We start from the raw sequence: 21,722 nt of genomic DNA, 5'->3' as shown, positions 1-21,722 counted from the left end.
CACTCCTCTCTATATCCCGTAGAGCTTAAGTGCATACAACAGGCAGGTCTCCTGACTTAGGTTCATCGCTTCTTATCCCTTCCCATTTCAACATGAAACAGTGGTTAATAAGTTGCTCCCCATTACAGTGGCGGGACCGCGCCGGCTTTTCACCGGTCTTCCCTTTTAAGCTGCGTACATTCGTTACACAGCACCTGATGCATTTTTATAAAATTGTTCATTCAAAACATATTCACATAAAATAAAAAGCCTCTCTATCACGAATAGAGAGGCATAGTATCTATGAAATCCTCTCTTATTTTTCAAAGCTGTACGCTTTGCAGGATGTAGCACCTTTTCAACAAGAATGTTAAATGGTTGCCGGGCTTCACAGGGCCAGTCCCTCCGCCTCTCTCAATAAGAGTTTTAATTGTTTATAATATTTTGAATGTAGAGTCATCTTAACACCTTACATTTATGCTGTCAAAAGAAATTTCAAAAAAATTAGTTTTTAGGAGGCGCTGACGCTAACTTTTGCCTTAACAATTTGTAATCATCTTTTCGGTGCGTTTCGATTAAATCTTTTGCCCCTTGGTGATATCCTGACGAATAAATGTACTCTACCGCTGTTTCGATAAGCTTTCTTTTTTCTTCGGCACACTCCCGGTCCATTAAGGGGAACAGTCTACCTAAAAGGTCATTTAAATCTTCCTTGATAAAACGATCAAGTCCTTCTTGCATCTTTTCGTTTGCCATGATTGCTCCTCCATTTGCTGTGTATGTTCTAAGCCTCTATAAACAGGCATTTCACTGTAAATTTTAAGATAAAGTTAAGTCATTAAACAGTATATCAAGTGAATGTTTTTCTTTAATTACATATGTAATACAAATATATGACAAATATAGAGAATATATCATCATTCATTATCTATTATAACGTTTGACTGAGCCTTCTGCTACAAGGTTTCGTTAAGAGTTATGCACATTTTTCCAAAAGAGGTTGAGACATAACCAAATGAATCCACTCTAAAGGCAAATGGAATACATGAGCTGAATCGCTTGTGACACCGCAGTTGATTTCCGTACAAGACTTCGCTTCCCGCAGGAGTCTTCGTCTTGTCCTCCAATCACCTGCTAGAAAGACCTATACACATGAAACCTACGTTTGCCTTAACAAAAAAACGAACCACTAATCACACATCTTGATCGATGATTCGTTTCACTTCGTCTAAAACCCTTTTGTTCCAGCCTCTTTTTTTGAACCTAGCTTTCTACTTTCTTGTTTTTACAAACAATTTCTTCGAGGTCGTCCAAAATCCTTCCAAAGAAGAGGACCTAAAATGTCGTACCTGCTTACAAAAAATTCCGTAAAATTATAATTATTTAAAATTAAAGGCGGCTCAAAATCAAGGGGAGCGCCGGCGCCTCCTGACAATACAAAATCAGTGCCTCTTCCAAGCGTAAACGACCCGTTTCTGTTTTTTCTAATAAACTGCTCGTCATACGCATGCACGTGGCTGACTAACACTTTTTTCACGCGGTGTTCTTGAATTAAATCAAAAAATTCTTGACTTTGAGGAGTCGTTACAGGAAACCCTTCAAGATTTGACCACCGGCCAATATTTGGCTGCGCATGCATAGCTACAACGGTATTACGAGGAGCATCCTCTAGCTGCTGCTCTAAATAATTCAGCTCTCTATCTGTAAATCCATATATTTTATTCTTGGGACTGATGACATTATTTAATGCGATGCACCGGAAGTTGAAGACAGGAATATCAATGACCCAGTGTACTTTTCCGATAGTGGCTCTGAAGTTTTCGAGATTGCTTTCATCAAGGTACAGTTCATCATGATTCCCTACGCATACAAACATAGGAATGTTCGGGGCGATTTTTTCAACAACCTTAACAAAGTGCTCCAAATACTCTTTTTTCCCTGTATAGACGGTGTCTCCCCCATGAATAATAAACAGCGGGTTCAATTCCACCGCCTTTTTTAACACAAGCTCAAATTCACCGCTCATCGTGAAACAATTATCGTTTGGTCCGTCACCTCTGCTGTCTCCCATAAAAACAAAGTTAAATGGATCTCTCGGATTTAATTGTTTAATTCTTTGCTTTAATAACTTTTCAGAACGTTCATGAAGCGTCAAATTCATCAACTAGTTAATCCCCCTATTAATAAATAAATTTAGTTAAAAGTAAACAAGCTTACTTATTTATATGAGAATTTGTTGATGATGGTCACTACCTTCTTGTAAGCAGAACGCACATTTAGCTTTCGTTTTAGAAATTGCTAGTTATGAATATCTATTAAAGTCTACATTATGATAAGCTAACCTATCTTTCCATTTTATTAGGCACTAATAGGACAGGGTAAAAGATGAACTCTCTGTATCTACTAATAAGAAAGAGGCTGGGGACGAACAAAGGCCGACATGAGCTGAACCGCTTGTTCCCCCGCAGTTGATTTCCGTGCAAGGCTTCGCTTTCTGCGGGCGGCCGATGAGCCTCCTCGTCGTTTGTGCGCCTGCGGGGTCTCATCTGTTCCGCTTGTCCCGCAGGAGTCTTCGCCTTGCTCTCGAATCAACTGCTAGAAGAAACGAAACAGCTGAAACCTGCGTTCACCATAAAAAAACGAACCACTAATCAAAGTGTTTGATTAGTGGTTCGTTTTTCACTTCAGCTAAAATACTTTTATCTCAGCATCTTACATTTAAAACATTTACGACAATTAAACATATTTATTACGCTCAACTGGACTTACAGAATTTCTTCCAGAACGAGCTGCCATGTCCGTTTCAATTTGCTCTAGGCTACGTCCTTTTGTTTCAACAACTACAAAACGTATGAAGAATAAACCGAGAATACAAATGATCCCGAACGTTGAAAAGATAACGCCCAAACTAAACTGATCAGCTAAAATTGGGAACACAAGCCCTACTGCCAGCGATCCCGTCCAGTTAAAAGCAGATGAAATCCCAGCACCGATGCCGCGTACAGAAAGCGGGAAAATTTCTCCTACAATAATCCACGTAAGCGGCGCCCAAGAAAACGCATAGCAAAGGATAAAGCAGCAAAGAGCAATTAACGTAACCCAGTTAACAACGACTTCATTAACCCCTAACGCTCCTAGAATAGCCGGTGTGAAAAATGAAAGAGCCATACCCGCGCCGCCAATCGTAAGAATGGTACGGCGGTTGAATCTATCAACAAACTGCAGAAAAATAAGTGTTGTCACGACAAAGATTATCCCAACGATGACCGTAAAACCAGCAGCTACCTGCGGGGCTAAACCAACTTGACGAGCAATGCTTGTTGCATAATAAACAATTGAGTTTGAGCCTTGAATCTGCTGAAAAGTTGCCATTCCGACGCCGATTATTAATGCTAAACGAAACTTTTTCTGAAACAGCTGCTTAATGCCTGATTGTTCATGCACAGCTACGCTTTCAATTTCAGACACTTCAGCTTCTACTTCAGCTGTTGAGCGGCGAAGCGTACGCAGCACTTCACGCGCTTTATCTGGCATTCCATTTTTAATTAAGTAGCGCGGCGACTCTGGAAGCTTGATCATACCGATGCATAATACAATTGCAAAAATACCGGCGCTGCCAAGCATTAATCGCCAGCTGTTTGGAACCGGCTCAAAAATAAAGGCTACGATATAGCTTAATAATAATCCAATTACAATCATTAGCTGATTTAAACCTGAAAGCTTCCCGCGAATATGAGCGGGTGCGATTTCTGACATATAGGCAGGAACTAAAGAAGAAGCCGTTCCTACTGCTGTACCTAAAAAGACGCGCGCAATCGTTAACGTAATTTCCTCTGGTGCAATCGCTGAACCGATGGAGCCTAAAAGAAAGATGATCGACGAAATTAAAATTAACTTTCTTCGTCCAAACTTATCGCCTAATAATCCGCTTAAAATGGAACCGATAATTGCTCCTCCCATTAGCGACGAAACCACAATCCCCAGCCAGAGCGGACTCAAATGAAACGCTTCACGGATATGACCTTCTGCACCAGCAATAATCCCAATATCATAACCGAATAAAATACCGGCAAATGAGCCGAAGAAGAAGATAAACTTACTTGATACTTTACTCATGATTATAGATCCCCTTTGTATTGTCTTAGTTTTGCTTCCTATCACACAAATTTAAAACGCTTTCATTTATTTCTAAAAACGGCGTTCTTTTACTAACACTATATTTTCACTTTCAAGGAAGCAGCGCTCCCTCGAAAGTAGTGATGCTTACTTAATAATGACGTACTCTAGATCCACAAGCTTTGCATAGCTCACGATTTGATCCGTCGTTAAATTTAATGAAAGAACCGTATGATGGCCTCCTCCATTTTCAATCCACGCTTTAACGCCGTCTTGGAAGTTCGGCTTAATGTTCCAAAGCACGCGCGCCACGGGAAGATGTGGAGCAGGAACTTCCGGCTCAAATGCCGATACTTCGTTAATTAACAGCTTGTAATGCGTGCCGAAGTCAGCCATGGAAACCACTACGCCTTCTCCTTGTTTACCGTCAAACACTAAGCGGGCCGGATCTTCGCGGTTACCGATACCCAAGGGAGAAACGATTAGTTTTGGTTTGTTTACCGCTAGCGTTGGGTCTACTTCAAGCATGTGTGATTGAAGCACTGACTCACGTCCGGGAGCCAATTCATACGTGTAGTCTTCCATAAAGCCCGTTGACTGATTATGGCTCATCACTTTAAGCAAGCGGTCAAGCGCCGCTGTTTTCCAGTCTCCTTCACCAGCAAAGCCGTAGCCCTGTGCCATCAAGCGCTGTACGGCTAGACCTGGAAGCTGTTTCATACCGTATAGATCTTCAAAGTTAGTGGTAAAGGCGCTGTAGCCGCCTTCATCTAGAAAACGTTTAATCGCAATTTCATAGCTTGCCTGTACTTTTACGCTAGACTCCCAGTCTTCTGCAGAATAATCACCGTAGACAAATTCATACGCGTCTGCATATTCAGCAAATAAATCATTGATTTCTTCTTCCGTAACGGCATTGACATATTGAACAAGGTCACCGATTCCGAAGTAGTCAACCGTCCAGCCAAATTGAATTTGCGCTTCAATTTTGTCTCCTTCCGTTACGCCGACGTTGCGCATATTGTCACCGAAACGCGCAACTTTAATGTTGAAGCTTTCGTTATAAGCAGCGGCTACGTCCATCCACTGTGCAATTTGCTGCTGTACTTCGGGGCGCTCCCAGTAGCCCACTACGATTTTATTTTGCTTGTTCAAACGAGCGTTGATAAAGCCGTATTCACGATCACCGTGAGCGGACTGATTCAAGTTCATAAAGTCCATATCAATCGTTTCCCAAGGAATGCTTTCGTTAAATTGTGTTGCTAAATGAAGCAGCGGTTTTTGCAGTAGTTTGGTACCGCGAATCCACATTTTTGCAGGCGAGAACGTATGCATCCACGTAATTACGCCGGCAACTTCATCTCGGTAATTCACTTCTTTCATCATCTTTGTAATCGTGTCAGCATTCACAGCTAAATCTTGCAGAACAATCGGATAAGGCAAGACACCGCTTTCATTTAAAGCATCAGTCATCGTTTGCGCGTGTGCTTTTACTTCTGCTAGCGCTTCTTTTCCGTAAAGATGCTGTGAACCAACAATAAACCAAAATTCTTTTTGAGCTGTTTTTAACATGATAATCCCCTTTTCTGTATGTAAGTCTTTTACTGTCCTTGTCCGTAATACGCATTTTGTCCGTGTTTTCGTAAATAATGCTTGTCTAATATACGCTGCGGCAGCTCTTCAGCCAGCCCGTTTAATTTTTGTGTAAAGAAGTTCATTTTGGATACTTCGTCTAATACGACGCTGTTCATTACCGCCGTTTTGGCATCTTTTCCCCACGTAAACGGCCCGTGCCCTTGGAGTAAAATACCAGGAACCGCTAACACATCTAAGCCGCGCTCTTCAAACGTTTCGATAATCACCTTGCCCGTTTCCACTTCATATCCGTCATTCACTTCTTTTTCGGTCAAAAAGCGCGCGCACGGTACGGAACCATAGAAAGTATCGGCATGAGTAGTACCCATTGCCTGCACATCAAGTCCTGCTTGAGCCCAAATGGTCGCCCACGTTGAATGCGTATGGGCAATACCGCCAATTTGCGGGTAATGTTTATAGAGTACGGCATGTGTCAGCGTATCAGATGACGGATTAAGCTCACCTTCTACCACGCGACCTTCTAAATCAACGACTACCATGTCTTGCGCCGTCATTTTCTCGTACGTCACGCCGCTTGGTTTAATCACAAACACCCCCCTGTCTCGATCAATGGCACTTACATTTCCCCACGTATACTTGACTAGTCCGTGTTTTGGCAAATCGACGTTTGCTTGAAATACTTCTTCTTTTAATTTATCTAGCACACTAACTCCTCCCGTTCTTCGCTGTGGTGCTCTGCAGCTGCTTTTTCAATCAATAGCCCTTTTTTATATCTTTTAATAAATGCTTCAAACCCTTTTACATCGAGTTCGTCAGGATAAATTTCTTGTGCGGTCACTTCTTTAAAGACTCTATCATCCAAGAAATCTTCTAAACTTTCATTCTCACTTTTATTGAGCATATAAGAAGAAAGAATAGCCATTCCCCACGCGCCGCCTTCTCCTGCTGTGTCCATGACGGAAACAGGCGTGTTGATTGCCGCTGCCATCATTTTCTGACCGACTACCGGCGTTTTAAATAATCCTCCGTGCGCTAAAATACTGTGAATCTTTACGTTTTCTTCTTTGACTAAAAGATCCATTCCTATTTTTAAAGCGCCAAAAGCTGTAAAAAGATGTGTACGCATAAAGTTTGCTAGATTAAAATTGCTTTTTGCTGAACGGACAAATAGCGGACGTCCACTTTCTACTCCGGTAATATTTTCACCTGAGAAATAGCCGTAGCTAAGCAAGCCCCCTCCATCAGGATCAGCTTCTAGCGCTTTATTTAACATCACTTCGAATAATTTATCCGACTCTACTTTTTGCCCCATCGCCTCCGAAAATTCACGAAACAATCCGAGCCAGGCGTTTAAGTCGCTTGAGCAGTTATTCGCATGAACCATTCCAACTGGACTGCCGTTTGGCGTGGTAACCAAATCAATTTCCGGATAAACGTTTGAAAGCTTTTTATCTAGTACAATCATCGCAAAAACGGACGTTCCTACTGAAACATTTCCCGTGCGTTTTCTTACGCTGTTTGTCGCCACCATTCCCGTTCCCGCATCTCCTTCTGGAGGACAAAACGGAATGCCCGGCTGCAAATTTTTTGATTGATCTAAAATGCTAGCCCCAATGGCTGTTAATGTGCCTGCTTGCTCGCCTGAAGTATGAACTGCAGGCAGAATATCTGATAGTTGCCACGGATATCCTTTGTAAGAAATAAGCTCATCAAACTGCTTCATCATATCTTCACTGTAATTTTGCGTGCGTTCATCAATTGGAAACATCCCTGAAGCGTCTCCAATGCCCAGCGCCTTACTGCCTGTCAGCAGCCAGTGAATATAGCCAGCTAGCGTTGTCATGTAATCAATGCGCGGCAGATGTTTTTCTTGATTGATGATTGCCTGATACAGATGCGCAATGCTCCATCGTTCAGGAATATTAAATTGGAAATGTTCAGTTAATTCTTTTGCTGCTGCGCTTGTTGTTGCATTACGCCACGTTCGAAACGGAACAAGCAGCTCACCCGTTTTATCAAACGCCATATATCCGTGCATCATAGCTGAAACGCCGATGGAGCCAACTGTTCGAATGGTGATCCCGTAGCTTCGTTCTACCTCTTGCTTCATTTCACGGTAAGCACTTTGCAGACCTGTAATAATATCGAGTAAGTTGTACGTCCAAAAACCGTTTTCTAAGAGATTTTCCCATTCATAACTGCCTGATGCGATCGTTTCAAAGTTTTCATCAATCAGCACCGCTTTAATACGAGTAGATCCAAGTTCAATTCCAAGGGACGTTTTCCCTTTAGCAATTGCTTGTTTTATGCTTTCTTGAGTTGTTTTCACGTTTAATCTCCTTTCTGAACCTATAGCAGTAAGGAAGCGCTTTCCGTTTTATGTAACGCTGTTTGAATTTGTTAACAACCTAAGTATATTTATTTGTACGTACATTTGTCAATATAAAAATTATATATGCACACAAATACTTAAAACATCCTACTCTTTCCTTCTTAAACTTTTAAAAAATCGGTATTCAACCCTTAAATCATTTCCCCTTCGATTAAAAATCAAGGAAATCTTTTCATTTATTCACGTTCATGATAAAATATGTCCATACAAATTTTACACATAAAAAAGTTGAATGTATACAACTACGAAAGAAGTGAAAACATGAAGCCAAAATATCAGGTGATTATTGAGGATATAAAAAGCAAAATTCTTTCAGGCGATTACAGCATTGGCGAACAAATCCCGACTGAATCGGTCATGCAAGAAACGTATGGTGTCAGCAGACATACGGTTCGAAAAGCCATTTTAAAGCTGTCGAATGAAGGATTTTTAAGAAGCGAAAAAGGATCTGGCACCTATGTGAGCAATCAGTATCAATCCAAATCTAGCGGGGCTTCTGCCAACAAAACAATCGGTGTAATTACCACGTATATTTCCGACTATATTTTCCCTTCTATTATTCGCGGAATTGAAAGCAGGTTAAATAAAGATAATTATTCGCTGCTGCTGGCGAGCACGAATAACGATGTAGAACAAGAAAAAAAAGCGTTGGAAATGATGCTTTCCTACGGAGTAGACGGTCTAATTGTTGAGCCTACAAAAAGCAATTTGTACAATCCAAACATCTCGTATTATTTATCATTTAAAGAACAAGACGTTCCGTTTACGATGATTAACGCCTACTACGAAGAATTGGACGTTCCGTTTTTTTGTCTAGACGACGTTCAGTCAAGCTACCTTGCCACAAATGAATTAATTTTAAAAGGACATACGCAAATTGGGCTTATCGCAAAAATGGATGACCTGCAAGGAAAGTACCGAATGAAAGGCTACATAAAAGCGCTCGGTGAAGCAAAGCTCCGCTTTCAGCCTGAGCATATTTTGTCTTTCAACACCGAAACAAAACTTGATTTGTATGCTAATTTAAAAGAATTTCTTACTGAAAATCAAAACGAAATGACCGCTCTTGTCTGCTATAACGATGAAGTCGGATTAGAAGTTGTAAATGTATGCAGACAGCTTGGGATTTCCATTCCGGACAAGTTGTCAATTATTGGTCAAGACAATTCATACATCGCTAAAAATGCGACGATTAATTTAACAACGTTAACCCATCCGCAGGAACAAATGGGACACGACGCGGCGGATTGGATTATTAAAAAGCTGCAGGGCAAAAAAGATTTGCCAAACGAAACTTACTATCAGCCTGTATTAGTTGAAGGTGAAACGATTAAAGAGTTAAATGCGAAGCGTGATGAAGTTCGTTAAAAGAAGGCTTCCTTAGAGGTCTATAAAACTTCTTATGAGAGAAAGGGATGCACATTATTATGCATCCCTTTCTTTATGTACTGATTCCCTTTATAACGGAGCCTGAATGTTGAGATATACTCCTTTTTCGATCTTTTGTTTTGCTTGTTCTATTAGTCTTTTAGCAGTAAGTGATAACTGAGATGCAGAATTTGCCCCATCTGAGCCAATAACAAGGGGATCAACCCAGCGCATTTTTGTCGTTTGGTGAACGTCATGACAAGACGCTGTTCCTTTTTGTACTTTGCTGTTAAAAAGAGCAGATAACATCCCTTCAATGCTGCTATCTCCAGCATTTTTCAGCAGCCGAACCACATCGTCATCCTGCTTTAAAAAATCTTCGATAGATAAAATATCTTTTTGCAAAGCGAGCTTGATAATTTCCGTCAGCTGATGATTTCCAAACATATTAAGCGGATTCATAAAAAAGCCAATCACTTCTTTGTAGTAAGCATCCACAAACCAATCTGCCGCTGCTAAATTACTGCATGCCATTTGTCCATTAAATACGACAAGCTGATCCAAAAAAGCATGCACTTCTTGTAAAGTAATCTCCCCGCATACGTACAAATCCCGCAGCGTATAATCCACGCGGTCAGCGCATAAGTGCGGAGCGTTCTGTTCGAGCAGCGTCCACTGGCTTTCATCAAGCAAGATATCTCTCCAGTTTAAACCGGCGCTTTTTAAAATAGAAGGAATAGACGACTGAGTCACAATTTGTTCGTAAATCGTTTCATGATAATTTTCTTCTTTTTGTTCCAAAACATAGTCAATCACATGAGAAAATGCCGTATGTGAAACATCATGTAATAAAGCCGCTATTTGCTCTTCCAAAGAGCCTCCGAGTCTATTTACAAGCATCATCGCACCAACGGAATGATCATATCGAGTAGTATTCCAGTCTTCATTTACAAACCGGCTCGCTCCGCCTTGGTAAATTCCTTTTAAACGCTGTACGGGATCACTTTGAATGAGTTCCAAAAGAACGCCGTCTGCTTCAAATTTGCCGTACAGCTCATCATAAAGTATGAGCATATTTCTCTCTCCTTTTCCTAGCTTATTATGTTTAATCCTAAGCTCAAGACAGAATGCTGTAAAGTTGTGTTGCGATCGTAAACTATTTTTTGTGACAAAATGTTCGAGTTTCTTGCCGTCACACTCATAAAAATCACTCATTGGGATGATTTTTTTTTGTGACTTCAGTGATAAAGTTTTATGGAGAAATGTATTTAATAATAGGATATAAGATAAAAAAGGAGATATTTATGAAAAAGCTTAGCATGCTGCTGCTCGTTTTAGTCATTGCCGTGGTCGGCTGTTCAAAAGGAAATGAGCAACAGTCACAGGAAGTAAAAGGAACAATTGAAGTGCCGCAAACTATTAAAGCAAACGAAAAAACATCTATTAACGTACTCGTTACACAAGGAGATAAAAAAAACGAAAATGCAGACGCCGTACAGATTCAAGTTGAAAAAGAAGGCTATATTAACCAGGAAATGATCGATGCAAAACACGAAGGTAACGGCGCATACAGCATCGACTATACGTTCAAAGACAACGGCGAATATACGATTACCGCTCATGTGACGATAAAAGGCGACATGAAGATGTTTACGAAAAAAGTGACGGTTGGCGAGAAAAAGTAAATACCCTATCAAAAAGCGACCTCTGCTTGTCAAAGGTCGCTTTTATTATTTCTTTGATTCTTTAATACGGTCAAGATACTGCTTCGCATGAAGCAAACCAAGATTTTTTTCTTTTCGTATGTATTTAATAGCCTGCACATCACTTCGGCCATTCATCATCATCAAATTAACTCTGTTTTCAAAAGCCTCGTCTTTCTCTATTTCTAGCTGCTTCCACTCTTCATCTAAATCACGTTTAGGTGTTTTGAGCAGGAATATCACTAGGATAACCAGAACGCTACTTGTGGTGATATAAAGCCAAAGCCAATCGAGAAACCAGCTGTTAATCACATTCACTACGATGAGAATGGTGAAGCAAGAATATAGCCTTGTTTGATACTTATTAGCTTTTTTTGAATCTATTTTATTAAAAAATATCCCCACCGTCAGCCTCCTTTTAGCACGTTATCGGCGCTTTTTCTATTAATCTCTCGTGGTGCAAACTGCAGCTTTTTTTACCTAATGATGACGCTCTTGGTTGTACCCTCGCTTGTCTGATAGCCTCCTGAACTGTTACTGCCAATCACTTGTATGCTGCCGTAATTACGATAATCTTTGTCCAAAGAATGAGAGGTTTGTAGCTGTTTTAACTCCGTTCCCTCTAAAATAAAGTAAGGGCCGTCATAACTCGTATTCTCGTACTCACCGGAAGAATGAAGGTGCGTGTACGCTTAGCGACTAGTTGTAAAGAAATGCTGGTTATTAAGAACCTCTACCTTCGAAAAAAACTCATCTGCGGTCATTAATCGGTCATATTGAGCAGGCTTTCCATCAACTTTGTCACTTGTAACCGTCAACCGGTCCTCTCCTTGGTCTTCACATGAAAAACAAGAGCTGTAATCCAGCATTTTATAGGAGCTATGATCAGAAGGATCTATTACTGTAAACCGCATAGAAGATATGTTTTGATTCCTATCGAGCGTTAAACGAAAATCTTCTATTTTTGCGTTATTCTTTGACAGCTGCTGTTCTTTTCGAAATGATTCCCAGCTTTTGCTTACTTCTCCAGACTTCAGCTCATCTCTTGTAAATAGAAGCGTTTGTTTTGTACCTTTATAAACGACATTTACAATACTGAGAATAAGGAGAGCAAGGATTGCTAGCCAGCAGATGGTTTCTGCTGCCTTGTTTTTCGCCATAGTTGTTCTCCCCCAGAAGTTACATGTATGTGCATCATAAACGAAGCGCACATCATACAAATTACCATTTCCCCTAAAAAATATCAATTAATCTTACATTATAAAACTGAATATCTAGTTAATTAACAACTCATAAAAAAAGCAGGGCTCTTTGCAAAGCCCTGCACTTTTATTTCATATTTAAATAAGGTTAAACGCTTTTACCACTTGAGCAACCGCAAACGTAACCCCAATCGCAATCACTGTTGGAATTGCAAAAGCAAGAAACGTCCACTTGACATTTTTGGTTTCTTTATAAATATTCACAAGCGTCGTTCCGCACGGAAAATGCAGGAGCGAAAACAACATCATATTAAGAGCGGTTAGCCACGTCCAGTGGTGATCAAGGAAAATTTGCTTAAGTCGAGTCGCATCTTCAATTTCAATTAATGAGCCCGTTGATAAATACGCCATCAGTAGAACCGGTACAACAATTTCATTAGCCGGCAAGCCAATGATAAAAGCAGCTAATATATACCCGTCTAGCCCCAGCGTCTTGGCGAACGGATCAAGAAACTGAACGAAGTGCATTAAAATACTTGTGTCACTGATATAAATATTAGCCAATACCCACGTTAACACCGCTGCGGGTGCTGCAACAATAATCGCGCGTTTTAACACGAACAGCGATTTATCCAGGGTCGCGCGCACAATTGTATCTACAAATTTTGGCTTGCGGTAAGGCGGAAGCTCCAGCGTATAGTGTGTTGGAACTCCGCGCAGCGCCGTTTTAGACAGTGCCCACGATACGAACAGCGTCACAACAATTCCAAATAACACCGTTCCGACTACAACAAGCGCCGTTACGAAAGTTTTAGCACTCCCTGTAAAGCCTGTTGCCATAAATAAAGAAGCTAACAAAATCAGCGTAGGCCATCTGCCGTTACACGGAACAAAGTTATTTGTTAAAATCGCCATCATACGTTCACGCGGCGATTCAATAATACGCGTTGACATAATCGCTGCGGCGTTACATCCAAACCCCATCGCCATCGTCAATGACTGCTTGCCGTGTGCGCCTGCTCGTTTGAACAGACGATCCATATTAAACGCGACGCGAGGCAAGTAGCCGTAGTTTTCTAAAAGCGCAAACACCGGGAAAAAGATGGCCATCGGAGGTAACATGACGCTAATGACCCATCCCGTACCGCGAAACAGCCCTAATACAAGAATTCCGTGCAGCCATTCCGGTGCATGCATCGCTTGAAAGAAAGCTGTTAAATATCCTTCCGCCCAGCCAAAACCTTGTGCGATTAATCCAGAAGGAACGTTTGCGCCGGCTATGGTGATATAAAAAATTACCGATAAAATACCGAGCATAATTGGAAATCCCCAAATTGGCGAAGTGAAGACTTTATCTAACTTTTCTGTGCGCTGAAGCTTTGAGCGGTCTTCGTACACAACTGATTTTTTACATATTTGCTGTGACGACTTGTAAATGCTTGCGACCATATTGGAACGATGATCTTTTTCTTTTGCCTGCTGCGCATAGCGCGTTAATTGTTCCATTGCTAATGAGTTTTCAGGAGTTAACGGATTTCCCATATGCGCTGTTCCTCCTTTCTGTGTGACTGATATCTTGCTGCTGACGCTGCTGAATGGTTTCTAAAAATGACGTGTCTCCATCAAGAACCCGTAAAGCAATCCAGCGTAGAGGAAATTGATTTCCCACAATAGAAGCGACTTGAGGTTCTAGCTCCTTTAGTGACGCTTCAATTTCTTTTGTGTACTGCACCTGGTAAGGATTAAGATTTACTTGCCCTCGCACGACTCCTTCAATCGCATCCAGCAAATTCGTAATTCCTTTTTTATTGCGAGCTGATATAGGCACAACCGGTACGCCTAACGATTCAGCGAGCTTTTTTTCATTAATCACAATTCCTTTTTTCTTTGCTTCATCCATTAAGTTCACGCAAATCACGACGTTTTCCGTCATTTCCATTACCTGCAGGGCTAGATTAAGATTTCGCTCCATCGCCGTTGCATCGACCACCACAACCGTAACGTCAGGTCTTTCAAATAAAATATAGTCACGCGCTACTTCTTCGTCCGCTGAGTTTGAATAAAGTGAATACGTTCCAGGTAAATCAACGATTGTGTAGAGCTGCTGGTGATGTTCAAACGTCCCTTCTGCTTTGGCTACGGTTTTTCCCGTCCAGTTTCCCGTATGCTGCTTAAGACCGGTTAAGCTATTAAATAACGTACTTTTTCCTGTGTTCGGATTTCCTGCTAATGCAATACGATACTTACTCACCGTCGTCACCTACTTTTTTTACATAAATTTTTGAACTTTCTTCTTTTCTGAGACCAATCGTTGTATGACTTACTTGATAGGCAACAGGATCTCCTAACGGGCTTTTTTGAAGCACTTTGATAATTGCTCCTGGAATAAATCCTAAATCTAACAAGCGTCGCTTTAAGGCACCTTCGATTTCGATTCGCTCTAGCTGTACCGTTTCACCTGTCGTAAATGTAGACAATGGATAATTATTTACACTAGCCATCTATTTTTCGTCCCTTCTCATTTTTTACCTAAGGTTATGTTTTTTTCATCAGACCAACTTTTAAGGTAAAAAAAATATGCTCGTTGATTTTTAATAGGGTATTCTGCTTGTGCAGAAAAATGAACATGTCAGCATAATTTATTTAAAATTTTCAGTTTTTACTGTCATGATATCGAAAGTTTACCACAGGAAACTTTTTTAGTCTAGGGTAAAATACTGTGTTTTTTCTTATTTCTACTGAAGGCATAAAGTGCGCCGGCTATTTTATTTAATCATTTAATAAGAGGAATCAAGTCGAAAAATAATTTAGTAAACACGAATTAACAAAAGTGAAAAACTGTAAAAATATGCTATACTAGTAAATGGGTTTTTTTGAAAATAAAGTATTGATTAGCTTTAAAACCTCAAAAAATCACTTTAGGGGGCTTTTATGAAAAAGTTCAAAAGAGTTAGCGCAGTTGTTTTAGGTTTGGCTTTGTTATTCTCACCGCTTGCTCCGCAAACAGTTGCAGAAGCAAAAGTCGTGTGGGGGAATCAGGAACTGGTTAAAGGGCAAATAGGACGCGTTACCGTTTTAAAGAACACGAATCTTTACAACATTAAAAACAACAAGTTAGTAGCGGCTAGAAAAGTGACAAAAGGGCAAGTATTCCGCGTGTATTCTGAGTCCAGCAAATTTGGTGGTCTGTATGGGGTATCAAAGGGTACCTATGCTCAGAAGTCATCAAGTATTAAGTATGAAAAAGCACCTAGTGACAAAATTCAAGCACTAGGAGTAACGGTTACGAAGAAATCTTTAGCAAGCAACATTAGCTATCCGCAGGTATCCGGCCTTATCAATAAACCATTTGAGGCTAGCTATAATCGAAAATTTTTAAACATTGCGAAAGAAGCCCAAAAAGAACACAACGAGCTAAAAGAACAGGAAAAGGAAGACCGCAAAAACGGCTGGGCACCAGGTCCTTATTCTCGTAATATGACATACTCTGTACCTTACAACCAAGATAATATTTTAAGTGTTGCTATTACGAATGATGCGTACGCTGGCGGCGCTCACGGCAACGCTTGGATTGATACTTATAATTACGATTTGTTGAAAGCTCGACAAATTAGCTTAAAAGATATTATTAACAACAACACTAAGTTGAATAAAGTTAATAACTATATTCGTAATGAAATGATTGCTCGCAATAAAAAAGGTGCTCAGTTCTGGGTTAATGAATTTAAGTCTGTAAACTTAAAAGAAGATCAGTTTTACTACACAAGTAGCGGCATTGCCATTATATTTGGTGAGTATGAGTACGGCCCTTATTCTAACGGCATTCATACGTTTAAAATCCCGTCCAGTGTTTATAAATAAGATAATCGTATAAAACAAAAAAGAAGCTTACGAATCATCAGTTCATAAGCTTCTTTTTCTTTTTTTCTGCAAAATAAGCAGAGCAAAAAAGAAAGGTTATTCCTAATCCCCTTCCCTTTTACCATCATTTTTTCGGATATTGCAGAAAATCAAATTATACAGCCATGGAAGAACTCAGGGCTGCCTACATTACGCTGCTGATAGCCGAGGAAAACTGCTTTTCGAGGTATTTTTATAGGGTTTGAAAAAGTGAAATGGTCAGAACTAACGTCAGCAAGGAGCCTGCGGATGTTAACATCATTATTTTTCGGTTACTTTGATTCTTTTCAGGTTTTAAAAACTCTTGAATGGCTGCAAACCAGATAACAAAAGTGATTAAAGAAAGTATCCCCATAGACATACGAGCCTCTCCATTCATATATGTATTTAAATTTTTAACCCATCTAATCAACAAGCTTTTCAGACCAAGTTACTAAAATAAATGCCACTTCTCATCTAATATTAACATAAAATCCCATAAATCTTTAATGCATTGTGTAAAACCACAATATTTAAAAAAACAAGCTATTTATAAAACACTCTTTTGAACTGAAAATAGACATACAGCTGTCTTTGTCTATTCTCCTTTTTACAAATGATATACTTATTTATAGAAAAATTTCTCAAAGCTCACCCAGTACTTACCCTATCGTCAGAGAAAGAAAGCTTACATTGTGAGGAGGAAACGAAATGATTAAAAAATTAGACCATTTTGTGCTAACGGTAAAAGACGTTGAAAAAACGACTCACTTTTATACGGTTATTTTAGGCATGAAAAAAGAAACGTTCGGAGAAGGAAGAATAGCGCTTCGTTTTGGTGAACAAAAAATAAACTTACATCAAGCAGGCCATGAATTTGAGCCAAAAGCAAAGCATCCTCTTCCGGGTTCCGCTGATTTATGTTTTATTACAGAAGAAAAAATCGAAAGCGTAATTAGTCATTTACAAAAACATGATATGGAAATTGAAGAAGGACCCGTCAAACGAACAGGTGCTGTAGGTCCGATCGTTTCTGTTTATGTAAGAGATCCTGATTACAATTTGATTGAATTATCCAATTACGTAGATTGAAGCGTTCTTACTAAAAAAGAGCTGTTTTCATAAATATTGCTGCTATATCATAGACCTCACATAGACCTCAAAAGAAAACTCGCAGTAGAAATTTGCGAGTTTTTTTATTATATAAGGATTTGCTTATTCAACTTAAGCACCCTGATTCCTATAAAATGCGCCCTTACAATCTAATTAACAACCAAATTGATCGTATCTTCCCGTATTGTATACTGCCCTATTATTTCTCCAATACCAGCAATTAAAAGGGAATCACCAGTTTCCAATGGTTTATCCTTTAATAGAATGAGTAATTTATTTATATTTTTTAATCCATCCGCACAATAGGTAAGAGATGGTTGTTGAATAAGGTATTCTTGGTTATTTATCCTTACTTTTATATAATTTTTATGTAATAACCTGTTCTCAAAAGGGACAATATTCATCGGATCAAAGGATAAAGCAATGATTTCTCCTTCGATAAAAAGATGGGTTCCTATCTGTGCTTCGAATTCATCAAGTTCTTTCTTCCTTGATTCAACCGCAAAAATTACTGCTGCTTCTGTTTCCGGGCTTATTTGAACCTCTTCAATTGTCTGTTTTCGAGAGGCAATATCAAGAAGTTTAATTAACTCAAATAGTGTTGTTTTAGTCCCCAAAAAACTTTCCTTCCAATCAGATGACAATTCATCCAACAACAAACACATAAATAAACCTGAACTATAACAGCTCCGCCTTGTATTAGAAGTGGATTCAACGGCGTTTATTAGAGTTTTTCCATATTTTTTTAGAATCAAATCATTAGCGAGCGAAGATTTTTCTGAAAAAGCTTTTAGTTCAACGTACCAGGCAGGTCCTTCAACAGATTCAATTAAATTTTCATATGTTAGATGCTCTTTTATTCCTTCTGCCCTTTTTTCCCTTAGGCTGATAAACTCGTTCAAATACTGCTTCTTTTTACTGATACCAGTTTCTATCAATGCATTATAAAGATTTTTTCTTTCCCGATTTCGAATTTCTACATTCTCTTTTGTTAAGGGATAGGTTATTCCCAGCATTTCATCAGGGAAGCGTTTTTCCTCTTTTATATATTGATTTCCGTGGAACAATTCGTGGACCAATATCGAAAAAAGTCCTTCATAGTCATCGTACAGTTCCATATCAGCAATAGCCGTAGGATAGCCATCAAATAGAATAAGCGTATTTCCCACAAACTGCTCGTCCCGTTTTAAAATTTTATATGTTTTAGGAGGAACTTGATTATATCTAGGATGATTGAACAGGAATACACTGTTTTTATCGTACAATGCGTAAGCAACAAGTTCGAAATTTGGCCAATACCTTTCTAAGTTCATGTTAGTTAAGTCCTTGGCAATTTGATTCAGAAAATGATTCATTCTTTTCATCCCCAATTGTTAATTCCCTAAGGAAAGAGAATATTCTTTTTTAGAAAAAAGGGTTTGTTCAACTTGACTGTCCCGCTAGTTAAATAAGGTTACTGTCATTATCCTAATTTTAACATATTTTCTCAATATTTAGTTTGATGTGTAGGAGAAAAAGAAATGGTTAAAAAATTGGACCATTTCGTGTTAACGGTAAAAAACATTAAAAAACAACCCTATAAAAAAAAGAGAATGCACGAGGCATTCTCTTTTACATGGCTATATAAGCCCCTTCTTCAGCTATAAACTTTACTCTTTAGACTTGCCTATCTCTACTTTTTTCGTAAACATTTTCATGTCACCGTCTACCGTAACGTGAGCGGTAATCATATATTCGCCGTCTTCTTTAAACGTATAGTCCGTGCTGTATACACCTTTTCCTTCGTGCGGTGCTTTTGTCATTTCTTGATTGATGTAGCCTTCTTTTTCAACTTGGAACTGTACGTCATCGGCGTTTTCCACTTTTTTATCTCCTTGCGTCACAAGGACTTTAAGCTTGACTTGTTCATTTGCTTGAATTGATTCCGGTACTTCAATCGTTCCTTTTACTTCTTTTGAACTTGAATCATTTCCTTTTGAACAGCCTACTATAGCTATCATTAAAACAAATAATACGATGCTGAGTTTTTTCATTATGTTGTTCTCCTTTGTTATGTAAATGTGAAGTCTTCCTGCAATTTCATATTATACTCATTTATCCGGTAAAAAGAGAAAAAATGCTTATTGTCCACATAAAGTTCTTATTTCTACAGTAGCTTTTGCATCTTTTCATTTCTCTACTCGCCCTTCGCTTTATAAAAAAAGCTGAAGAAGCTCATTGCCTTCTCCAGCTTTGCCTTTATCTTTGCGGTTCTTCTAACGTGTATGATGAGAGGGCGTTTTCTACCCATCGCACAAAATCCTTGCTTGCTCCCCAATCAATATTTAATATCCCTTCTGCGCTTCCGGAAGGAATACACTTTACTTTGTTTGGACCGGACACATTTTCTAAAATAATCGTTAGTGATCCCCTGCCGCCGGTGCGGAAAAAATAGCGTTCAAACACAAGCGTACACATCTGCTTGCCGTCTCCGAGATCATAATATTCCTTGTATAATAAGTCACTTTCCGAATTATTTGCATTCACAAGCTTTTTTGCTCCATCAAAAGGAAGCAGCGTCGTTTTAAACTCAATTACTTTTTCCATCACTCAAGCCCCTTTCTATCGCAACAGATATGTACTACTTCTCTTTTTCCCACTAAAAAACCTGCCGCTTCTCTTTATGTACAATCAATATGGTACAATAGAAGAAAAAGAATTGTTTGAACGGAAAAAGGAGCATACAACCTCTATGAATACACGAGATCAACTTATCCAAAATGTGGTTTCCACGATGCGAAACCAAACGAAAAAAATGCAGCTATCGGTTATCCCCACTTTAAAATCATATATTCCTTTAAATGAATTTTTAGCGCTTCGCCTGCTGTATAAAGAAGGCAATCATATCGTTTCTGAGATTGCAGAGCATATGCACATCTCAAACAGCAGCATGACGTGCGTCAGCGACCGCCTCATGGAAAGAGAATTTGTCACGCGCGTACGCAGTCAAAAAGACCGCCGCGTTGTCTACTTATCCATTACGGATAAAGGAAAAGCGTTTGCAGAAGAAATGGAAAAAGTACTCACCAAAGAATATGGTGAAAAGCTTAGCCATTTTACGGATGAAGAATTACAGACGTTTCTTCGCTTGTTAAATAAAATGGATATCTAATAAAAAACCAGATGCACGTTAAGCAGGCATCTGGTTTTTATTTTGGTTAGTTGTTGTTTATCTTCAAATTAAAGGAGTCTGAGGTTAAGTCTTTTGAACTGTCGTTTTCGTAATCACTTACATACGGAACAAATCGAAGCATAACCACTCCTTTGTCGTTTCGGTACTCTTCGTCCATTTCTAGCACTTTGTCTGTTCCTCCTCCACTGCCGCTTTCAGAAAGATCTCTTCCATTTTGGTCTTTTATTTTTACGCCCACGTTCGTTCCGTTTCGAATGCTTCCGGTTGACGATGTAAATGTATAGTGCAGCTTAATTGAAACAGGCGATACGCGAACTTCTTTGATGGACAATACACCTTTTATTCCTTTTTCGTTAATGGGAACTTCTTTATTCAACGGATACACTTTTGTATCAGCGATGATTTTTGAGCCGTTTACGCTTGTATGAACCGTCCAATTTCCTTTAATTTCTCCGTAGGAATCCCGGTAGTTCCCGCTTTTCGTCTGAGCAGGATTCTTTTCAAATTCAAGGCTTGTGAACTGAGCGCTGATTTGATAGTTTTTATTCGGATCAATATGATCCAGTACACTGTAGCCTTTCACATCGATTTTCCCGTCTCCGTCCGTGTCCGCTTGCGTTAGTTTTAAAGCGTACAGATAGTTCCAGCTTCCGTCTTTATTTTTGATTGGTTCCTCTCTAATACTTGAAGCGGAATCAAAAAACGACATGTTTCCAATTTTCACGCGCAGCTCTCCTGGTCGAATTGGCGCGTTTCGATTAAGACCTAGTGCAGTTCTTCTAAATTCATCTGCGCTAATCGTCAGCCCAAGCAGCACCTGTCCGTCATCAAGCATCAGCTCATTTACTTTTACTTGAATGCCTTGGTCCGTTGCTGTTTCATTTACCGTTTTTTTGTAGCTGCTCAAGCTGCCTTCAGGCTTGTTCATAAGCAGCTCGATTTGCTGGCCAATTTGCTGACTGATTCGCACAGCCGATGCCCATACCGTTTCGTTTTGCATCATCACAGGCGTCACAGCAAGCAGCAGCACCGCAGCGGCGATCAGCGGACGCGCTTTTTTTCGAGTCGGCTTTATGTCACGCTTTAAACGTTTTTTCATACGCTTTTTCTCGCTTGCCGTTAGCTCAATTTCTTCATATTCATCAAAATCTACAGAAGATCCATTTAATAAGTCATATTGATTTTTCATCTTTGTCCCTCCT

The 21,722-nt window shown here is 39.5% G+C and carries 23 protein-coding genes and 2 riboswitches; of the genes, 5 read left to right on the top strand and 18 right to left on the bottom strand.

What is annotated here, in order from left to right:
• Nucleotides 1-24 precede the first annotated feature (24 nt).
• Nucleotides 25-213: riboswitch (cobalamin riboswitch) on the bottom strand.
• Nucleotides 214-292: 79 nt separating this feature from the next.
• Nucleotides 293-403, bottom strand: a riboswitch (SAM riboswitch).
• An 80-nt stretch (nt 404-483) separates the two neighbouring features.
• The 7 genes from ACFX4R_RS02795 to ACFX4R_RS02765 all read right to left on the bottom strand — a co-directional run bounded on the left by ACFX4R_RS02795 (nt 484) and on the right by ACFX4R_RS02765 (nt 8,020).
• The gene (locus ACFX4R_RS02795; RefSeq protein ID WP_013058233.1) at nt 484-735 is read right to left on the bottom strand and encodes a hypothetical protein; all 252 of its coding nucleotides are present in this window, start codon (nt 733-735) and stop codon (nt 484-486) included.
• 529 nt (nt 736-1,264) lie between these two features.
• Nucleotides 1,265-2,140: a metallophosphoesterase family protein gene (locus tag ACFX4R_RS02790; protein ID WP_234943547.1), complete on the bottom strand. Its 876-nt coding sequence runs from the start codon at nt 2,138-2,140 to the stop codon at nt 1,265-1,267.
• A gap of 242 nt (nt 2,141-2,382) precedes the next feature.
• Nucleotides 2,383-2,571, bottom strand: coding sequence for a hypothetical protein (locus ACFX4R_RS02785; protein ID WP_377568697.1), 189 nt, complete (start codon nt 2,569-2,571; stop codon nt 2,383-2,385).
• 144 nt (nt 2,572-2,715) lie between these two features.
• Nucleotides 2,716-4,095: a sugar porter family MFS transporter gene (locus ACFX4R_RS02780; protein WP_377568694.1), complete on the bottom strand. Its 1,380-nt coding sequence runs from the start codon at nt 4,093-4,095 to the stop codon at nt 2,716-2,718.
• Between the two features lie 147 nt (nt 4,096-4,242).
• On the bottom strand, nt 4,243-5,667 hold the full coding sequence (gene araA, locus ACFX4R_RS02775; protein ID WP_230183242.1) for an L-arabinose isomerase: 1,425 nt from the start codon (nt 5,665-5,667) through the stop codon (nt 4,243-4,245).
• A 29-nt stretch (nt 5,668-5,696) separates the two neighbouring features.
• Nucleotides 5,697-6,395: an L-ribulose-5-phosphate 4-epimerase gene (locus ACFX4R_RS02770; protein WP_377568691.1), complete on the bottom strand. Its 699-nt coding sequence runs from the start codon at nt 6,393-6,395 to the stop codon at nt 5,697-5,699.
• Nucleotides 6,389-8,020: a xylulokinase gene (locus tag ACFX4R_RS02765; RefSeq protein ID WP_377568688.1), complete on the bottom strand. Its 1,632-nt coding sequence runs from the start codon at nt 8,018-8,020 to the stop codon at nt 6,389-6,391. Before ACFX4R_RS02765 ends, ACFX4R_RS02770 begins: the two co-directional genes overlap by 7 nt.
• Before the next feature lie 324 nt (nt 8,021-8,344).
• Here ACFX4R_RS02765 and ACFX4R_RS02760 point away from each other — a divergent pair, with 324 nt between their 5' ends.
• Nucleotides 8,345-9,451, top strand: a complete 1,107-nt coding sequence (locus ACFX4R_RS02760; protein WP_377568685.1) for a GntR family transcriptional regulator — start codon at nt 8,345-8,347, stop codon at nt 9,449-9,451.
• A gap of 90 nt (nt 9,452-9,541) precedes the next feature.
• Here ACFX4R_RS02760 and ACFX4R_RS02755 read toward each other — a convergent pair whose 3' ends face one another.
• Nucleotides 9,542-10,525, bottom strand: a complete 984-nt coding sequence (locus ACFX4R_RS02755) for an HD domain-containing protein (RefSeq protein WP_377568682.1) — start codon at nt 10,523-10,525, stop codon at nt 9,542-9,544.
• Between the two features lie 230 nt (nt 10,526-10,755).
• Between ACFX4R_RS02755 and ACFX4R_RS02750 the strand changes: the two genes are divergently transcribed.
• Nucleotides 10,756-11,136, top strand: a complete 381-nt coding sequence (locus tag ACFX4R_RS02750; RefSeq protein ID WP_377568679.1) for a FixH family protein — start codon at nt 10,756-10,758, stop codon at nt 11,134-11,136.
• A 45-nt stretch (nt 11,137-11,181) separates the two neighbouring features.
• On the opposite strand, the gene ACFX4R_RS02745 is transcribed toward ACFX4R_RS02750, so the two are convergent.
• The 5 genes from ACFX4R_RS02745 to ACFX4R_RS02725 all read right to left on the bottom strand — a co-directional run bounded on the left by ACFX4R_RS02745 (nt 11,182) and on the right by ACFX4R_RS02725 (nt 14,857).
• Nucleotides 11,182-11,559 carry a hypothetical protein gene (locus tag ACFX4R_RS02745; protein WP_377568676.1) on the bottom strand — a complete coding sequence of 126 codons (378 nt, stop codon included), beginning with the start codon at nt 11,557-11,559 and terminating at the stop codon, nt 11,182-11,184.
• 287 nt (nt 11,560-11,846) lie between these two features.
• Nucleotides 11,847-12,314, bottom strand: coding sequence for a hypothetical protein (locus ACFX4R_RS02740; protein WP_377568673.1), 468 nt, complete (start codon nt 12,312-12,314; stop codon nt 11,847-11,849).
• 180 nt (nt 12,315-12,494) lie between these two features.
• Nucleotides 12,495-13,862 (bottom strand): nucleoside recognition domain-containing protein, encoded by a 1,368-nt coding sequence (locus ACFX4R_RS02735; protein WP_377569062.1) that lies wholly within the window; start codon nt 13,860-13,862, stop codon nt 12,495-12,497.
• Between the two features lie 13 nt (nt 13,863-13,875).
• Entirely contained in the window at nt 13,876-14,607 is a 732-nt protein-coding gene (locus ACFX4R_RS02730; RefSeq protein ID WP_043981078.1) for a FeoB small GTPase domain-containing protein, read from the bottom strand.
• Nucleotides 14,600-14,857, bottom strand: coding sequence for a FeoA family protein (locus ACFX4R_RS02725; RefSeq protein ID WP_013058246.1), 258 nt, complete (start codon nt 14,855-14,857; stop codon nt 14,600-14,602). The genes ACFX4R_RS02730 and ACFX4R_RS02725 overlap by 8 nt, the downstream gene beginning before the upstream one ends.
• 430 nt (nt 14,858-15,287) lie before the next feature.
• Between ACFX4R_RS02725 and ACFX4R_RS02720 the strand changes: the two genes are divergently transcribed.
• The gene (locus ACFX4R_RS02720) at nt 15,288-16,217 is read left to right on the top strand and encodes a DUF3298 and DUF4163 domain-containing protein (protein WP_043981075.1); all 930 of its coding nucleotides are present in this window, start codon (nt 15,288-15,290) and stop codon (nt 16,215-16,217) included.
• A gap of 232 nt (nt 16,218-16,449) precedes the next feature.
• On the opposite strand, the gene ACFX4R_RS02715 is transcribed toward ACFX4R_RS02720, so the two are convergent.
• A complete protein-coding gene (locus ACFX4R_RS02715; RefSeq protein WP_165574840.1) occupies nt 16,450-16,617 on the bottom strand; it encodes a hypothetical protein in 168 nt (55 codons plus the stop codon).
• A gap of 329 nt (nt 16,618-16,946) precedes the next feature.
• Here ACFX4R_RS02715 and ACFX4R_RS02710 point away from each other — a divergent pair, with 329 nt between their 5' ends.
• Nucleotides 16,947-17,327, top strand: coding sequence for a VOC family protein (locus ACFX4R_RS02710; protein WP_043981073.1), 381 nt, complete (start codon nt 16,947-16,949; stop codon nt 17,325-17,327).
• A 170-nt stretch (nt 17,328-17,497) separates the two neighbouring features.
• On the opposite strand, the gene ACFX4R_RS02705 is transcribed toward ACFX4R_RS02710, so the two are convergent.
• From ACFX4R_RS02705 to ACFX4R_RS02695, 3 genes are all read right to left on the bottom strand, one after another.
• Entirely contained in the window at nt 17,498-18,703 is a 1,206-nt protein-coding gene (locus ACFX4R_RS02705; protein WP_377568669.1) for a hypothetical protein, read from the bottom strand.
• A 294-nt stretch (nt 18,704-18,997) separates the two neighbouring features.
• Nucleotides 18,998-19,381, bottom strand: coding sequence for a FixH family protein (locus ACFX4R_RS02700; RefSeq protein ID WP_043981069.1), 384 nt, complete (start codon nt 19,379-19,381; stop codon nt 18,998-19,000).
• A 205-nt stretch (nt 19,382-19,586) separates the two neighbouring features.
• Nucleotides 19,587-19,934 carry a DUF6054 family protein gene (locus ACFX4R_RS02695; protein WP_028409537.1) on the bottom strand — a complete coding sequence of 116 codons (348 nt, stop codon included), beginning with the start codon at nt 19,932-19,934 and terminating at the stop codon, nt 19,587-19,589.
• Between the two features lie 145 nt (nt 19,935-20,079).
• Between ACFX4R_RS02695 and ACFX4R_RS02690 the strand changes: the two genes are divergently transcribed.
• Nucleotides 20,080-20,499 carry a MarR family winged helix-turn-helix transcriptional regulator gene (locus ACFX4R_RS02690; protein ID WP_016765035.1) on the top strand — a complete coding sequence of 140 codons (420 nt, stop codon included), beginning with the start codon at nt 20,080-20,082 and terminating at the stop codon, nt 20,497-20,499.
• 46 nt (nt 20,500-20,545) lie between these two features.
• Here ACFX4R_RS02690 and ACFX4R_RS02685 read toward each other — a convergent pair whose 3' ends face one another.
• Nucleotides 20,546-21,709: a DUF4179 domain-containing protein gene (locus tag ACFX4R_RS02685; protein WP_377568666.1), complete on the bottom strand. Its 1,164-nt coding sequence runs from the start codon at nt 21,707-21,709 to the stop codon at nt 20,546-20,548.
• Nucleotides 21,710-21,722: the final 13 nt, after the last annotated feature.

This window comes from Priestia sp. YIM B13490 (assembly GCF_042787735.1).
GTDB classification, from domain to species: domain Bacteria; phylum Bacillota; class Bacilli; order Bacillales; family Bacillaceae_H; genus Priestia; species Priestia megaterium.
Note: the sequence above shows the minus strand (reverse complement) of the source record. Positions and strands in the feature narration are given on the sequence as shown.

Excerpts from the sequence above, each read along its gene's own strand:
- ACFX4R_RS02700 (WP_043981069.1), bottom strand. The coding sequence starts at position 19,381 with ATGAAAAAACTCAGCATCGTATTATTTGTTTTAATGATAGCTATAGTA.
- ACFX4R_RS02760 (WP_377568685.1), top strand. The coding sequence starts at position 8,345 with ATGAAGCCAAAATATCAGGTGATTATTGAGGATATAAAAAGCAAAATT.
- ACFX4R_RS02780 (WP_377568694.1), bottom strand. The coding sequence starts at position 4,095 with ATGAGTAAAGTATCAAGTAAGTTTATCTTCTTCTTCGGCTCATTTGCC.
- ACFX4R_RS02725 (WP_013058246.1), bottom strand. The coding sequence starts at position 14,857 with ATGGCTAGTGTAAATAATTATCCATTGTCTACATTTACGACAGGTGAA.
- ACFX4R_RS02685 (WP_377568666.1), bottom strand. The coding sequence starts at position 21,709 with ATGAAAAATCAATATGACTTATTAAATGGATCTTCTGTAGATTTTGAT.
- ACFX4R_RS02795 (WP_013058233.1), bottom strand. The coding sequence starts at position 735 with ATGGCAAACGAAAAGATGCAAGAAGGACTTGATCGTTTTATCAAGGAA.
- ACFX4R_RS02715 (WP_165574840.1), bottom strand. The coding sequence starts at position 16,617 with ATGTCTATGGGGATACTTTCTTTAATCACTTTTGTTATCTGGTTTGCA.
- ACFX4R_RS02690 (WP_016765035.1), top strand. The coding sequence starts at position 20,080 with ATGAATACACGAGATCAACTTATCCAAAATGTGGTTTCCACGATGCGA.
- ACFX4R_RS02705 (WP_377568669.1), bottom strand. The coding sequence starts at position 18,703 with ATGAATCATTTTCTGAATCAAATTGCCAAGGACTTAACTAACATGAAC.
- ACFX4R_RS02755 (WP_377568682.1), bottom strand. The coding sequence starts at position 10,525 with ATGCTCATACTTTATGATGAGCTGTACGGCAAATTTGAAGCAGACGGC.
- ACFX4R_RS02750 (WP_377568679.1), top strand. The coding sequence starts at position 10,756 with ATGAAAAAGCTTAGCATGCTGCTGCTCGTTTTAGTCATTGCCGTGGTC.
- ACFX4R_RS02720 (WP_043981075.1), top strand. The coding sequence starts at position 15,288 with ATGAAAAAGTTCAAAAGAGTTAGCGCAGTTGTTTTAGGTTTGGCTTTG.
- ACFX4R_RS02710 (WP_043981073.1), top strand. The coding sequence starts at position 16,947 with ATGATTAAAAAATTAGACCATTTTGTGCTAACGGTAAAAGACGTTGAA.
- ACFX4R_RS02790 (WP_234943547.1), bottom strand. The coding sequence starts at position 2,140 with ATGAATTTGACGCTTCATGAACGTTCTGAAAAGTTATTAAAGCAAAGA.
- araA (WP_230183242.1), bottom strand. The coding sequence starts at position 5,667 with ATGTTAAAAACAGCTCAAAAAGAATTTTGGTTTATTGTTGGTTCACAG.
- ACFX4R_RS02695 (WP_028409537.1), bottom strand. The coding sequence starts at position 19,934 with ATGGAAAAAGTAATTGAGTTTAAAACGACGCTGCTTCCTTTTGATGGA.
- ACFX4R_RS02740 (WP_377568673.1), bottom strand. The coding sequence starts at position 12,314 with ATGGCGAAAAACAAGGCAGCAGAAACCATCTGCTGGCTAGCAATCCTT.
- ACFX4R_RS02735 (WP_377569062.1), bottom strand. The coding sequence starts at position 13,862 with ATGGAACAATTAACGCGCTATGCGCAGCAGGCAAAAGAAAAAGATCAT.